This window comes from Streptococcus pseudopneumoniae (genome assembly GCF_001073085.1).
GTDB lineage: Bacteria > Bacillota > Bacilli > Lactobacillales > Streptococcaceae > Streptococcus > Streptococcus pseudopneumoniae_M.
In genome coordinates this window covers 17,993-32,925 of sequence record NZ_JVFV01000014.1, presented here as the reverse complement: position 1 = coordinate 32,925, position 14,933 = coordinate 17,993, and the positions used below count along the sequence as shown (strand labels likewise).

14 protein-coding genes and 3 tRNA genes are annotated in these 14,933 nt (G+C 40.0%); 15 read left to right on the top strand and 2 right to left on the bottom strand.

The genetic code is table 11. The annotated features are described in order from the left end of the window. The 11 genes from ADH90_RS03195 to ADH90_RS03145 all read left to right on the top strand — a co-directional run bounded on the left by ADH90_RS03195 (position 1) and on the right by ADH90_RS03145 (position 7,984). Positions 1–71 (top strand) — tRNA-Gly (locus ADH90_RS03195). Positions 72–107: 36 nt separating this feature from the next. Then, positions 108–181, top strand: a tRNA-Ile gene (locus ADH90_RS03190). A gap of 6 nt (positions 182–187) precedes the next feature. Beyond that, positions 188–275, top strand: a tRNA-Ser gene (locus ADH90_RS03185). Positions 276–807: 532 nt separating this feature from the next. After that, positions 808–1,941: a DUF4767 domain-containing protein gene (locus ADH90_RS03180; RefSeq protein ID WP_049529937.1), complete on the top strand. Its 1,134-nt coding sequence runs from the start codon at positions 808–810 to the stop codon at positions 1,939–1,941. A gap of 152 nt (positions 1,942–2,093) precedes the next feature. After that, positions 2,094–2,798, top strand: coding sequence for a hypothetical protein (locus ADH90_RS03175; protein WP_049529936.1), 705 nt, complete (start codon positions 2,094–2,096; stop codon positions 2,796–2,798). 133 nt (positions 2,799–2,931) lie between these two features. Then, complete coding sequence (locus ADH90_RS03170) at positions 2,932–3,381, top strand: MarR family winged helix-turn-helix transcriptional regulator (protein ID WP_049529935.1); 450 nt, start codon at positions 2,932–2,934, stop codon at positions 3,379–3,381. Positions 3,382–3,384: 3 nt separating this feature from the next. Then, positions 3,385–4,149: a nuclear transport factor 2 family protein gene (locus tag ADH90_RS03165; RefSeq protein ID WP_049529934.1), complete on the top strand. Its 765-nt coding sequence runs from the start codon at positions 3,385–3,387 to the stop codon at positions 4,147–4,149. Positions 4,150–4,162: 13 nt separating this feature from the next. Next, entirely contained in the window at positions 4,163–5,122 is a 960-nt protein-coding gene (locus ADH90_RS03160) for a zinc-binding dehydrogenase (RefSeq protein ID WP_049529933.1), read from the top strand. After that, entirely contained in the window at positions 5,123–5,851 is a 729-nt protein-coding gene (locus ADH90_RS03155) for an ABC transporter ATP-binding protein (RefSeq protein ID WP_049529932.1), read from the top strand. After that, positions 5,844–7,364, top strand: coding sequence for an ABC transporter permease/substrate-binding protein (locus tag ADH90_RS03150; protein WP_049529931.1), 1,521 nt, complete (start codon positions 5,844–5,846; stop codon positions 7,362–7,364). The genes ADH90_RS03155 and ADH90_RS03150 overlap by 8 nt, the downstream gene beginning before the upstream one ends. Then, the gene (locus ADH90_RS03145; protein WP_049529930.1) at positions 7,361–7,984 is read left to right on the top strand and encodes an endonuclease III domain-containing protein; all 624 of its coding nucleotides are present in this window, start codon (positions 7,361–7,363) and stop codon (positions 7,982–7,984) included. Before ADH90_RS03150 ends, ADH90_RS03145 begins: the two co-directional genes overlap by 4 nt. Positions 7,985–8,168: 184 nt before the next feature. On the opposite strand, the gene ADH90_RS03140 is transcribed toward ADH90_RS03145, so the two are convergent. After that, positions 8,169–8,702 (bottom strand): TetR/AcrR family transcriptional regulator, encoded by a 534-nt coding sequence (locus ADH90_RS03140; RefSeq protein ID WP_049529929.1) that lies wholly within the window; start codon positions 8,700–8,702, stop codon positions 8,169–8,171. A 132-nt stretch (positions 8,703–8,834) separates the two neighbouring features. Here ADH90_RS03140 and ADH90_RS03135 point away from each other — a divergent pair, with 132 nt between their 5' ends. Together ADH90_RS03135 and ADH90_RS03130 are read left to right on the top strand one after the other, a co-directional pair. Next, entirely contained in the window at positions 8,835–9,737 is a 903-nt protein-coding gene (locus ADH90_RS03135; protein ID WP_049529928.1) for a cation diffusion facilitator family transporter, read from the top strand. Between the two features lie 76 nt (positions 9,738–9,813). Then, positions 9,814–10,851, top strand: coding sequence for a zinc-binding dehydrogenase (locus tag ADH90_RS03130; protein WP_049529927.1), 1,038 nt, complete (start codon positions 9,814–9,816; stop codon positions 10,849–10,851). A 213-nt stretch (positions 10,852–11,064) separates the two neighbouring features. Here ADH90_RS03130 and ADH90_RS03120 read toward each other — a convergent pair whose 3' ends face one another. Further along, positions 11,065–12,066, bottom strand: coding sequence for a LacI family DNA-binding transcriptional regulator (locus ADH90_RS03120; protein WP_049529926.1), 1,002 nt, complete (start codon positions 12,064–12,066; stop codon positions 11,065–11,067). 168 nt (positions 12,067–12,234) lie between these two features. Here ADH90_RS03120 and ADH90_RS03115 point away from each other — a divergent pair, with 168 nt between their 5' ends. Together ADH90_RS03115 and ADH90_RS03110 are read left to right on the top strand one after the other, a co-directional pair. After that, the gene (locus ADH90_RS03115; protein WP_049529925.1) at positions 12,235–13,413 is read left to right on the top strand and encodes a galactokinase; all 1,179 of its coding nucleotides are present in this window, start codon (positions 12,235–12,237) and stop codon (positions 13,411–13,413) included. An 18-nt stretch (positions 13,414–13,431) separates the two neighbouring features. Further along, a complete protein-coding gene (locus ADH90_RS03110; protein WP_049529924.1) occupies positions 13,432–14,913 on the top strand; it encodes a UDP-glucose--hexose-1-phosphate uridylyltransferase in 1,482 nt (493 codons plus the stop codon). Positions 14,914–14,933: the final 20 nt, after the last annotated feature.

Genomic DNA, 14,933 nt, shown 5'->3' with positions numbered 1-14,933 from the left:
GCGGGTGTAGTTTAGTGGTAAAACTACAGCCTTCCAAGCTGTTGTCGCGAGTTCGATTCTCGTCACCCGCTTTGAACATATAGTTCATTTACCAAGTTATTTAACTTGGGCGCGTAGCTCAGGTGGTTAGAGCGCACGCCTGATAAGCGTGAGGTCGGTGGTTCGAGTCCACTCGTGCCCATTAGTAGGAGAATTACTCAAGAGGCTGAAGAGGACGGTTTGCTAAATCGTTAGGTCGGGTAACTGGCGCAAGGGTTCGAATCCCTTATTCTCCGTAATTAGAGCTTCTTAGCTCTTTTTTTGTGTTTTTGACTGTAAAATTTAGGCTTTTTGATAACTATGGTAGGGCGATGCATTGTTACAATCTGGAGTGAAACAAAATGATTTACTCTTTTTGTTTCACTCTTAGGAAGTTTCTAGGTTTAATGTTATTAAACTAACCGAATATTTAAGTTTTTTTAGTGATTTTGTAGTCTTTTTCCTAGATTCTATCTGCATTTCTATTTTAGTCTTTCGATGTGTTAATGTTCTTTTCTTTATTTTCCTGTAAGTTTCTATTATAATTTAATTATATTACAAATTACCTTTAAATAATGGTTAATCTCTTTTCTTTATAGGTCCTATTGGCCTTTTCTACAATATGTTTTGATCTATAGGATTTATCGAAGGTGTATCTAATGTAAGAATTATAGAACTTATTTACTTAGTATTTGTATATATAAGATTTTTTATTTTACCGAAACTCTAAAATATTTGATATAATGTAGGCAAAGCTATGGTCACCATTCATTTCAAGAGGAGATTTTTATGGGGAATAGAAGTATAGTAGGAAGTCTGTTTATTCTTATATTTAGTTTTTTTACAGTTGGTTGTAGTAATCAAAATTCTGAGGTTTCTAGTAAAGATACTAGTTTATCTACTTCAACTACTAGTAATGAGATAAAGTCTGGGGAGTCTAAGAAAGATTATAAAGATTTGTACAAGTCAGTTTTTGATGATTACCAAAAAATATTTTCTACTTCTAATGATTCAACTGCAATTTCAAATCTTTATCAAAGTTTAAAAGCTACTGAACGTCCTATCAATAGTTGGTCTATTGAAAATGCTATAAATCGTTCAGATGATATGTGTTACTCTTTTGTTGATTTAAATGATGATGACGTTGTGGAGTTACTTGTAGCGGATCTTAATTTAAGTGGAAAATACTTTTTAACTGGAGTGTACTCTATACAAGAAGGTAAACCTGTGCTTTTAGCAGAAGGTTTTGCTGCAGGACATGGTGGAGCTAGGAATGCGACAATTATTTATCAAGGTGGGGAGATTCTTGAATTAAGTTGGTCGTCAGGAACTGGTAAAGGTTATGGAACTCTTTATAAGTTAAATGAAAAGCAAAAGGGGGCTAGTAAACTTCAGGAAAAAGAATTTCAAATAGAATCTAATTATATTGGATCTAATTTTGGAAAAACTGAATCTGATCAAATTGATCTAAGAGGTTTTGATTGGCAGAAATTTGAAACTTCGACTAGCTCTTCTATCTCCGAGGAGAAACAAAAAGCTCCTTGGAATGCAAGCAAATCTGCAAAATTAGAAGCCTTCATTAAAGGATGGGGTGAAAGACTTGGTCAACCAAATTACAAAAAGGGAATTTCTGGTGGTGATGTTGGTGCAGATAATCTCTATACCTTTGGAGATGGACCAAGCGAAAAAATGAATGCCGAATACACGGATACAGGTTTAGGAAATGCTAAGTATCGAATTGTGGAACGCTATAGTAACTGGGATAAATACCCAGACGTGCATAGCTACTTTTTTGCGATAACTGATACTGGGGAAGCGATTGTTTTTCATTCTCCAACAACAAATGGTGGGGTTATGTACTTAAAACCGACAGAGAATACAGAGATCCAAGCAGAGTTTAAACGCTTAGTTGAGGAAGAGTAGAAAAATGAAGAGTTTGGTCAAGGCCAAGCTCTATTTTTTAAAATCTCTTCTTTCATTTTTATATTCTTTGAGTATTTAATGGTATACTAGTGTTATATAAGAACGTAAAGCATTATTTGATGATGATTCTATAATCCGGGAGAATAATTTCTATGCCAAAAAGTGTGAAGTTTCGTAGTATTTATTATAGATTTGTTCTTTTTATAGTTATTTTATATCTTTTGGGTGCTCATCAAATTGTTGGTCGAGGAATTCAAACAGTTACTATCTTTGATTACGTCTTTAACTTTCATCAAACACAGTTAGGGTATTCCTTTGTTTTATTAATTTTCGTTGGTATTGGTATTAATTTTCTTTTTCCTTGGAAATTTTATATTACTCAGGATGGGATATACATTAGAAGGTTAGATTTATTTGTTCCTTGGAGTGATATCAGTGGAGTTTCCCATGTTTGGATTAACAAAGCAAGTAATTTTAGCAGAGGGCTTGCTTTTTATAACAATAAATGTTTAGTTTTCTATCGTAATAATTATAAACCGATTTGTATCTATAACACTTCTTTATTAGCCTTGTTTCTTGTCAAACTCTTTAATTCTCAGATCAAGACGAATATCTTATCGGCTAGTTTTGCTACGGGATTTAATATTCTATTAAATGCTTTACTTTTATTTTATCTTTACTTTCTTGATTTAAAAACTCTTAGTTTTAGTTATTTTTTACTTTTTTGCTTACTCTACTTTATAAAAATTTTTATCATTCCTTTATGCTTGGTTTCTAGTCAAAATTCTAAGTATGGTCCTTATCTGGTCCATAGTAGTTTCTTTAAGAGGAATGCTTCAGATGTGATTCATGTATAATTTTATAAAAATGATGACTTTCTACTTTTGGGTAGGAAGTTTTTTGTTATTTCTATATCGAAATAGTTGACAGATGTAATGAAAAATCTTACAATAAATTCAGAAAGTTCGATATAGAAGTAAAGGAGACAAAATGGACAAGATGTTAGGGGGCTACCAAGCTCTACAGATTCGATTGTTGAATGGGCGTATCTTTCAAAAACTCTTGAGCAAGGAACCAGATGCCCAATACAGAAGTGAGCAGGGAAAAATTTTAACAATCTTGTGGAAGCAAGAGTTGGGTTGTGCTACCGCAACTGATATTGCTCTTGCGACAGGTCTGGCAAACAATACGCTGACCAGTATGGTTAAGAAATTAGAAGAACAGGGTTTGGTTACGATTAAGCCTTGTACACAGGATAAAAGAAAAAAATATATCTCTTTGACAGATCTCGGTTGGACGCAAAAAGAAATTGGAGACCGTGTCAGTAAAGAGTTAGGTGAAATTTTCTACCAAGGATTTTCGGATCAAGAAATCCAGGAATTTGAAGCTTATCAAGAGCGTATTATCACTAATTTAAAGAAAAAAGAAAACGAGGAATAAATCATGTCCATTCAAGCACAAAATGCACAAAATCTATATATTCGTGCTATTCAAGATGGCCGTGTAGCAGAAGCGCAAGCAAGCTCAGTAGGGGATACCTATATCCAACACTCGACAGGAGTGCCGGATGGGAAAGAAGGATTCGCTACTTTTTTTGCAGATTTTATCAAGCGCCATCCAGAACGTGAAATCAAGATTGTTCGTACCATTGAAGATGGCAATCTGGTTTTTGTTCATGTGCACCAGTACCTAAACGGTGGAGAAGCCCAATGGGTGACGACAGATACTTTCTGTGCAGATGAAAATGCTCGTATCGTTGAGCATTGGGATGTTATTGACTACTATCGTACACCTGAAAATGAGCAACTCGATCAGATCTTTGGAGATTTTGAAATCAAGGACTTGGACAAGTCAGCGGAAAATAAAAAGCTGGTCCGTCGTTTCTTGACAGAAATTTTCCAAAACAAGGAGCTCGATCAATGGGAAGACTTTGTAGCAGAGGATGTGATTCAGCATAATCATGAGATTGGGCAATGGAGTCAAGCTTATAAGGATTACGTACGCGAGCACCATGTGGCCTATGACTTTGTTTTCCAACTCTTGACTCAAGGAAATTTTGCAGTGAGTTATGGTCAGGTATTGATTGATGGCGTTGCCTATGCTCAATACGATATCTTCCGTTTAGAAAATGGGAAAATTGTTGAACATTGGGATAATAAGGAAGTTATGCCTAAGGTAGAAGCCTTGACCAATAGTGGGAAATTTTAAAAAGGAATACATTATGAGAGCAGTTGTTGTAAGCACTCCAGGTGGACCGGAGGTATTAGAAGTTGTCGAACGACCTAAACCAGTCCTGAAGGCAGGTTGGACCCTAGTGAAAATCCAAGGATTTGGCATCAATCATAGTGAAATTTTTACCCGTAAGGGACAATCACCATCTGTGAAATTTCCTCGTGTATTAGGGATTGAGTGTGTCGGTCTTGTGGAAGAAACGACACGACCGGATTTGAAGATTGGACAACAAATCATTTCCATTATGGGAGAGATGGGGCGAGCCTTTGATGGAGGTTATGCAGAGTATACACTTCTTCCAAATGAACAAATTTATCCGATCAAGACAGAACTTGATTTGGAAAGCTTGATCGCACTACCTGAAACCTATTACACGGCATTTGGCTCTTTTCTCAATCTTAAGATTGAGGAGAAAGATAGCGTGTTAGTCCGCGGAGCAACCAGTGGTGTAGGAATTGCTTTTGCTAAACTGCTTAAAGGAAAATTTCCTAAGATTCACCTAGCAGGAACTAGCCGAAATTTAGCTAAGGAAGACCAATTGAAGGCAGTCGGATTTGATCAGGTGATTTTGGACAAGTACGGTGTCTTGCACACGAAAGAGCAGTTCGATAAGGTTTTGGATCTTGTTGGTCCCAGCGCTATTCTCGATACTTTTGCGCGGACAGCAGAAGGTGGGATTATCTGTTCTTGTGGCCTACTGGGTGGTCAGTGGACTGTTCCAGACTTTGATCCAATCGAGATGCTCTCTCGCAATCTCTACTTGACGACCTTTGCTTCTGCCAATGTGTCTCAAGACAAGCTTCAGGAATTGGTAGACTTTGTCGAGCGTTACCATGTGGATGTAGGGCCTGAAAAGATTTATAAGATTGACCAAATTCAGGAAGCGCATGCTTATCTGGAAGGAAGCTATTCTTTTGGCAAAGTTATTGTGAAAAATGAGGAAGACTAAATGATTGAATACAAACATGTAGCCTTGCGCTACACGGATAAGGACATTTTAAAAGATGTCAATCTCCGCATTGAAAATGGAGAATTCATGGTGCTAGTGGGTCCTTCAGGATCTGGAAAGACCACCATGATCAAGTTGGTGAACCGTCTCTTGGAGCCGACAGATGGCAATATTTATATGGATGGGAAACGCATCAAGGACTATGATGAACGGGAGTTACGTCTCAGTACCGGCTATGTCCTTCAGGCCATTGCCCTTTTTCCTAACTTGACAGTTGCTGAAAATATAGCATTGATTCCTGAGATGAAGGGTTGGAGAAAGGAACAAATCGCCTCTAAAACAGAAGAACTCTTGAACAAGGTTGGCCTACCTGCTGCAGATTATGCTCATCGTTTACCAAGCGAGTTATCTGGTGGGGAGCAACAGCGGATTGGGATTGTGCGGGCTATCATTGGGGAACCAAAAATCTTGCTGATGGATGAGCCCTTCTCAGCTTTGGATGCTATCTCCCGCAAGCAGTTGCAAGCTCTCACCAAAGACTTGCACAAGGAGTTCGGTATGACAACTATTTTCGTTACTCATGATACGGATGAGGCTTTAAAATTAGGGGATCGAATTGCTGTTTTACAGGATGGAGAAATTCGCCAGGTAGCAGAACCTGAAACAATTTTACAAGCGCCTGCGACAGAATTTGTAGCGAACTTGTTTGGAGGTAGCCTTCATGTCTAATTTGATTTCAACCTTTCAAGAGCGTTTTGGGGAATGGTTAACCGCTCTTGGTCAACACTTACAATTATCGCTTTTGACCTTATTGGTCGCTATTTTTCTGACCATCCCACTTGCGGTTTATCTAAATGGTCACAAAAAAGCAGCGACCTGGGTGCTACAAGTTGCGGGTGTCTTCCAGACCATTCCCTCAATGGCTTTGTTGGGGCTCTTTATTCCTTTCATGGGGATTGGAACCTTACCAGCCCTCACGGCTCTAGTTATTTATGCTATTTTCCCGATTTTAGAAAACACAATCACAGCCTTGAACGGCATTGATCCTAGTCTTGAGGAGGCAGGAATTGCTTTTGGAATGACCAAGTTGGAGCGACTCAAGAAGTTTGAAATTCCACTGGCCATGCCTGTCATTGTATCGGGGGTTCGTACAGCGACCGTTATGATCATTGGGACAGCGACTCTAGCCGCTCTTGTTGGAGCTGGAGGCTTGGGATCCTTTATCCTTTTGGGAATTGATCGTCGGAATGCTAGTCTCATTTTAATCGGAGCAATCTCATCAGCCATCTTGGCCATTCTCTTTAATGTCATTCTCAAATGGTTGGAAAAGGCAAAGTTGCGTACGATTGTTGCGGCCTTTGCTGTCATGGTCCTTGGTTTGGGAGCTAGTTATGCTCCAAACATGATCCCTAACAAAGAGAAAGACAATCTCGTCATTGCAGGGAAGCTGGGACCTGAGCCAGAAATTCTGATGAATATGTATAAGCTTCTCATCGAGGAAAATACGGATATGACGGTGACGGTCAAACCTAACTTTGGGAAGACAGATTTCCTTTACCAAGCACTGAAAAAAGGAGATATTGATATTTATCCAGAATTTTCTGGAACAGTGACGGAGAGTCTCCTCCAATCATCTCCACAAATTGGGCATGACCCAGAAAAGGTTTACGAGGTGGCTCGTGATGGTATTGCCAAACAGGATCAACTAGCCTTTCTTAAACCCATGGCTTATCAAAATACTTATGCTATAGCAGTTCCTAAAAAAATTGCGCAAGAATATGGGCTTAAGACGATTTCAGACTTGAAAAAAGTAGAAGGACAGCTCAAGGCGGGATTCACTCTGGAGTTTAATGACCGTGAGGATGGAAACAAGGGCTTGCAGTCTGTTTATGGATTGAATCTCAATGTGGCAACCATGGAGCCAGCTCTTCGCTACCAAGCCATCCAGTCAGGGGACATTCAAATTACAGATGCTTACTCAACAGATGCTGAAATTGCTCGCTATGATTTAGTGGTTTTGGAGGATGATAAACAACTCTTCCCGCCATATCAAGGTGCCCCACTCATGAGAGCTGAATTACTCAAAAAACATCCTGAGTTGGAAGCAGTCCTCAATAAACTAGCTGGTAAAATCACCGAGAGCCAGATGAGTCAGATGAACTATCAGGTTGGTATTGATGGTAAGGATGCTTATACTGTTGCACATGATTTCTTGGTGGAACAGGGATTATTGAAGAAATGATGAGGCAAGAAGAAATACAAGAGACTCTTTTGCGACTCTGTAAGCACTATGGAGAACAAAATTGGTGGCAATCGGATAACAAGCTTGAAGATCTGGTATCTACTATTCTTATCCAGCGAACATCTGAGAAAAATGCTAAGTTGGCTTTAGCTGGTCTTATGGATGTCATGACAGTAGAGGGTATCCTAGGGTTATCACTAGAAGATTTACAGGAACGTATTCGACCTGCTGGATTTTTTAAGCAAAAGTCTCAAACGATTAGGGGACTTCTAATCTGGTTAAGAGAAAATGGTGGTTTTGAGGTTCTTGCTAGGATTGGAACAGAAGATTTACGGAAGCAACTTTTGGAGTTAAAAGGGATTGGACCAGAGACTGCAGATGCACTTTTACTATATCTTTTTGATCGTTCAGTTTTTATTTCGGATGAATATGCTAGAAGACTTTTTCGACGATTAGGATTTGGAAATTTTGATACCTATAATGAAATGCAGGCTGTTTATTGTAACGTATTGGAAGGACTTACTCTCAAACAATGCCAAGAGATTCATGCTGTTATTGATGAACATGGGAAAGTTTTTAGCAAAAGTAAAGGCCAGTTAGACGAAAGTTGGTTACGATAAAAAATTCTAAGACTTTTTGTCTTAGAATTTTTTTAGTGAATTTACTGGCTTAAAAAACATAGTTTGATCAGATTAGTAAGTAGAAAGTAGAGGCAAAATATTCATGGTGAATGGAATATTTGAATGATAAAATGTCGACTGGTATTTTTCTTTTGAGTGGGTATGAAATCTATAGTTGTGTTTGCTACTTCATCTTTAAGACATCTAAGTAAAATCTCACGACTTGGTCTTCCGTATTCGATTTTCCCTTTTTCAGCCACCAGGTCAATGTTTCGATAAAGTTAGTTACAACATAGTGTTTGAGATAGGAAGCAGGAATAGTAGGATAAGAAGCATGCAAGTCCTCTGCTACCATGGGGTAAACATGATGTTCTAGCTCTTTCTGTAATTGACGGAGGAAGTAGTCATTTTTTGAGAAAAGGAGGCTGGTGATATGGTCTTGATTTTTCTTAAAATGCGAAAAGATATGAGACAAATAAGCTTCTGTAGATATATTTTCCTCACGTTCAAAAAGATGATGAAAGAGATAACGACAGAGCTCGTCTAGGAGTAATTCTTTACTTTCATAATGGCTATAAAAGGTGGAACGCCCGACATCTGCTAGGTCTATTATCTCCTGAACGGTAATCGTTTCAAAGCTTTTTTGATTTAGTAATTGTAAAAAAGCAGTATAGATAGATTTTCGAGTCTTGGTAATGCGACGATCTTGAGCAGTCATATGGACACTTTGAACAAACTGTTCCGTATCTTACAAAGTAAACAATTTGCTCCTATCCTTTCTGAAATGAATGTTAGATAATGATAATGAACAAGATGTTCATGAATCTATTATAACAAAGGAATGTTGATTATGAAGACAAAACATACAGTTTGGTTAGCTTTTTTCTTGAATTTAAGTTATGCCATTGTTGAGTTTATCGCAGGAGAGATTTTTGGTTCTAGTGCGGTCCTTGCTGACTCTGTCCATGATCTTGGAGATGCAATCGCAATTGGGATATCAGCCTTTCTTGAAGCAATTTCCAATCGTGAAGAAGATAGTCATTACACCTTGGGTTACAAACGGTTTAGCCTTCTAGGTGCCATGGTAACAGCTGTGATTCTTATGACGGGGTCTGTTCTGGTGATTTTGGAAAATATAACAAAACTCTTTCATCCACAACCTGTCAATGATGAGGGCATTCTCTGGCTAGGAATCATTGCTGTTAGTATTAATGTGCTAGCCAGTCTTGTCGTTCGTAAAGGAAAAACAAAAAACGAATCCATCCTTAGCCTGCACTTTCTGGAAGATACTCTGGGTTGGCTGGCTGTTATCCTTATGGCCATTGTTCTGCGATTTACCGACTGGTATATCCTAGATTCTCTCTTGTCTCTGGTCATTTCTTTCTTTATTCTATCAAAAGCCATTCCACGTTTTTGGAGCACGCTCAAGATTTTCCTGGATGCTGTGCCAGAAGGAGTAGATATTGAGCAAGTCAAGAGTGATTTGGAGCAACTGGACTACGTTGCTAGTATCAATCAGCTAAACCTCTGGACCATGGATGGTTTGGAAAAAAATGCCATTGTCCATGTTTGTCTAAAAGAGATCGGACAGATGGAGATTTGTAAAGAATCCATTCGAACCCTACTCAAAGATTGTGGTTTTCAAAATATCACCATTGAGGTTGATGCAGATCTAGCAACTCATCAAGCCCATAAGCGAAAAATTGAGGAGTTGGAAGTAGGTCAAAGTCATGGACATGAACATCATCATTAATGAGATGTAGTATAAGTGAGCGAAAGCTTGATAAAAAGTGTATACTTAAGGTAGTTACATACAGAGAGGAAATTTTATGAAATCAGCAGTTTATACCAAGGCAGGTCAGGTCGGTATTGAGGAAATCAAGCGCCCAAGTATTCAAGAGGCGGATGATGTTATTATCCGTGTGGTACGTGCTTGTGTTTGTGGTTCGGACCTTTGGAGCTATCGTAATCCAGATATTAAAGCGGGTCACAAAAATAGTGGACACGAAGCAATTGGAATCGTTGAAGAAACTGGAAAAGCCATTACAACAGTCAAACCCGGTGATTTTGTGATTGTGCCATTTACTCATGGTTGTGGTGAATGTGACGCCTGTCGTGCTGGATTTGATGGTTCTTGTGACAATCATATCGGAAATAATCTAGGAGGGAATTTCCAGGCTGAATATCTCCGTTTCCACTACGCTAATTGGGCCCTTGTTAAAATTCCTGGGCAACCGTCTGATTACACAGAAGGGATGCTCAAGTCTCTCTTGACTCTGGCTGATGTCATGCCGACTGGCTATCATGCAGCGCGTGTAGCTGGTGTAAAACCCGGCGATAAAGTTGTGGTTATTGGGGATGGAGCTGTTGGGCAATGTGCTGTTATTGCAGCTAAAATGCGTGGAGCTTCCCAAATTATCCTCATGAGCCGTCACGAAGACCGTCAACAGATGGCTTTGGAGTCAGGTGCGACAGCAGTTGTAGCAGAACGTGGTGAAGAAGGCATTGCCAAGGTACGTGAAATTCTCGGCGGTGGAGCAGATGCAGCGCTTGAGTGTGTTGGTACTGAGGCAGCTGTTGAGCAAGCACTGGGTGTGCTTCACAATGGAGGGCGCATGGGATTTGTAGGAGTTCCACATTATAAGAATCGTGCTCTTGGTTCAACATTTATGCAAAATATAACTGTTGCAGGTGGAGCAGCTTCTGCAACAACATACGATAAGCAATTCTTGCTTAAAGCCGTTCTGGATGGTGATATCAATCCAGGTCGCGTCTTTACTTCAAGCTATAAACTGAAAGATATCGACCAAGCTTATAAGGCTATGGATGAACGCAAGACTATCAAGTCTATGATTGTGATGGATTAATACTCTTCGAAAATCTCTTCAAACCACGTCAGCTTCACCTTGGATTATATATGTGACTGACTTCGTCAGTTTTATCTACAACCTCAAAGCAGTGCTTTGAGCAACCTGCGGCTAGCTTCCTAGTTTGCTCTTTGATTTTCATTGAGTATAAAAAGAAAAACCTAATAGGATTTGAGAATCTCTATTAGGTTTTTTTATGTTCAAGTGTTGTGCTTAATGCAAGGTGCTTTCTCTTAACGTCAGTTTGGTTCCAAGCATAGTGAGGCTTGGAATTTTACGCCCATGAAGAACTTCTCTGTTAAGAATATCCATTCCTGTACGTCCCATTTCTTCGGTGTAGACTGAGATACTGGAAAGGGGTGGGAACACTTGCTTGGTTAGAATAGTATCATTAAAGGAAATAATGCTGACGCGCTCTGGTATGCTGATGCTGGCTTCTTGAAGGGCGCGAAGGGCACCGATTGCCAAACTATCACTAGCTGCAAAAAAGGCTTGTGGAAGTTTATCTCCTAATTTTTCGATAGCCTCTTTCATCAAGTCATATCCAGATTGGGCAGTAAATAGACCTTGGAAAATGAATTTATCGTTATAAATTCCTTTTTCTTGTGTATAGGATTTAAAGTAACCTAAGCGTTTATCTGCGATGACTTCTTCTTGGTCAGTAGTAGTTTCAAGACCGGATAAGATACCAATCTTCTTAATCCCGTGGTCTGTATAGTAATCGACTACCTGTCTAACAGCATTATTAAAATCTGTAATGACACAGGTGTGTCCCAAGGCTATGGTGTCACTATCTAGAAAAACTAGAGGTTTTTGATATTCTTCAAATGATGCAATCTGTGCTTGGCTAAATTTCCCAATACAAAGAATTCCAATAACTTCTTCGCTAAGCGTAAAAGGTTGATCATTGAAATAGCGTAAGATTTCGTAATCTAATTCTTGTGCCCTATTTTCGATTCCTAGTCGAATCTGGTAGTAGTAGAGGTCTTCCAACTCACCTTGTTCGCTGACCCATTGGATAATGGCAATCTTTTGTTTCAGTTTGTGACTTTCGCCTGTTTTGAGATGTTTGGTATAACCTAGTTCTTCGGCAACGGTTAAAATACGGTGTCTGGTTTCTTCTGTCACAGATAGACTCTGATCGCGATTGAGGACACGGGATACAGTTGCGATCGAGACAGAGGCTAGCTGAGCAATATCTTTGAGTGTAGCCATAATTCCCCTCCTTTTTAGGTTATTATAGCATATTTTTCTTCCTTTTTACTCATAGTTTAGTAAAATATCGGTAAAAATGTTGACCTAAGCAAAACCCTTGGGTACAATAGAAGAAAACGATTACAGGATAAAGTTTTTTACCTAATATTTCGTCAAAGGAGAACTCATATGACACAACATCTTACTGCTGAAGCACTTCGCAAGGATTTTCTTGCTGTTTTTGGTCAAGAAGCGGATCAAACCTTCTTCTCACCAGGGCGCATCAACTTGATTGGGGAACATACTGACTATAACGGTGGGCATGTTTTCCCGGCAGCTATTTCATTAGGAACTTACGGAGCTGCACGCAAGCGCGATGACCAAGTATTGCGTTTCTACTCCGCGAACTTTGAGGACAAAGGCATCATTGAAGTGCCTCTAGCTGACCTTAAGTTTGAGAAAGAGCACAACTGGACCAACTATTCAAAAGGTGTCCTTCATTTCTTGCAAGAAGCTGGTCATGTGATTGATAAAGGTTTTGATTTCTATGTATTTGGAAATATCCCAAATGGTGCGGGCTTGTCTTCTTCTGCATCTTTGGAGCTTTTGACTGGTGTCGTGGCAGAATACCTTTTTGACCTAAAATTGGATCGTCTAGATTTAGTAAAAATCGGGAAATTGACAGAGAATAACTTTATCGGTGTTAACTCTGGTATCATGGACCAATTTGCTATCGGTATGGGGGCAGACCAACGTGCTATTTACCTAGATACTAATACTCTAGAATACGACTTGGTCCCACTAGATTTGAAGGACAATGTTGTTGTTATCATGAACACTAACAAACGCCGTGAACTAGCAGATTCTAAGTACAATGAACGCCGCGCTGAGTGTGAAAAAGCAGTAGAAGAACTCCAAGTGGCCTTGGACATTCAAACCTTGGGTGAATTGGATGAGTGGGCTTTTGATGAATACAGTTACCTCATCAAAGACGAAAATCGCTTGAAACGTGCTCGCCATGCCATTCTTGAAAACCAACGTACCCTTAAAGCGCAAGCGGCTCTTCAAGCAGGAGATTTGGACAAGTTTGGTCGTTTGATGAATGCATCTCACGTTTCTCTTGAGCACGATTACGAAGTGACTGGCTTGGAATTAGATACCCTTGTTCACACTGCTTGGGCTCAAGAAGGTGTTCTTGGTGCTCGTATGACAGGAGCAGGTTTTGGTGGTTGTGCGATCGCCTTGGTTCAAAAGGATGCTGTTGAGGCCTTCAAGGAAGCTGTAGGCAAGCACTACGAGGAAGTAGTTGGCTACGCTCCAAGTTTCTATATCGCTGAAGTGGCAGGTGGAACTCGCGTTCTTGATTAGTCAAAAGGAGGTTTTCTAGTGACCTTAGTAGAAACATTTGTTACCAAAGTCATTGCAGAAAGTAGCTTTGAAGAGTTGGATCGTATCTATCTGACCAATCGTGTTTTAGCACTGGTGGGAGATGGAGTTCTTGAAGTTGAGACTGACCAAGATAACTTGATTGACCTTAAAGATCAGCTTGTCGAGGAAGCCGTTCGCTTGGAAACGATTGAAGATAGTCTGGCTGCTCGTGAGATTCTCGGTGCAGACCTAATGGACTTGGTAACGCCTTGTCCAAGTCAGGTTAATCGAGACTTTTGGGCTACTTATGCCCAGTCACCAGAGCAGGCGATTGCGGACTTCTACCAACTCAGTCAGAAGAATGACTACATCAAACTAAAAGCTATCGCAAAGAATATTGCTTATCGTGTACCGTCTGAATACGGTGAACTGGAGATTACCATCAATCTGTCTAAGCCTGAAAAGGATCCAAAAGAGATCGCGGCAGCTAAGTTGGTCAAGTCGAGCAACTATCCTCAGTGTCAGCTTTGTATGGAAAACGAAGGCTACCATGGTCGTGTCAATCATCCAGCTAGAAGCAACCATCGTATTATCCGTTTTGATATTTCTGGGCAGGAGTGGGGCTTCCAGTATTCGCCTTACGCTTACTTTAATGAGCACTGTATTTTCCTAGACAGCAAGCATCGTCCTATGGCTATTAGTCGCCAAAGTTTTGAACGTTTGTTAGCAATTGTGGAGCAATTCCCAGGCTATTTTGCAGGCTCGAATGCTGATTTGCCAATCGTGGGTGGTTCTATTCTGACACATGATCATTATCAAGGTGGTCGCCATGTATTCCCAATGGAAGTGGCTCCTTTACAAAAGAGCTTTACCTTTGAAGGTTTTGAATCTGTCAAAGCAGGGATTGTTCAGTGGCCTATGTCAGCCATTCGATTGACGTCGGATTCAAAAGACGAGCTGACCAACCTTGCTGAGAAAATCTTACTTTCTTGGCGTCAGTACTCCGATCCAAGTGTGCAGGTCTTGGCGAAAAGCAATGGAACTCCGCACCATACTATCACACCGATTGCGCGTAAAAGAGATGGGCAGTTTGAGTTGGATTTGGTCTTGCGGGACAATCAAACCTCTCCAGAGCATCCAGACGGCATCTATCATCCCCACAAGGATGTCCAACATATCAAAAAGGAAAATATCGGCTTGATTGAGGTTATGGGCTTAGCCATTTTGCCACCACGCTTGAAGGAAGAAGTAGAGCAAGTAGCAGCTTATCTAGTCGGAGAGGATGTTTTAGTAGCAGATTATCACAAAAAATGGGCAGATGAGTTGAAGGAAACTCATCCTGGATTGACTGATAAAGACCAAGCTCTTGAAATCGTCCAAGAATCTGTTGGAAAAATCTTCGCTCGGGTATTGGAAGATGCAGGAGTTTACAAGCAAACAGAAGAAGGACAAGCAGCCTTTATGCGCTTTGTGGAGCAGGTTAGGATTTTACCTGAATAAGTGCTTCTCCCTTGCGTAGA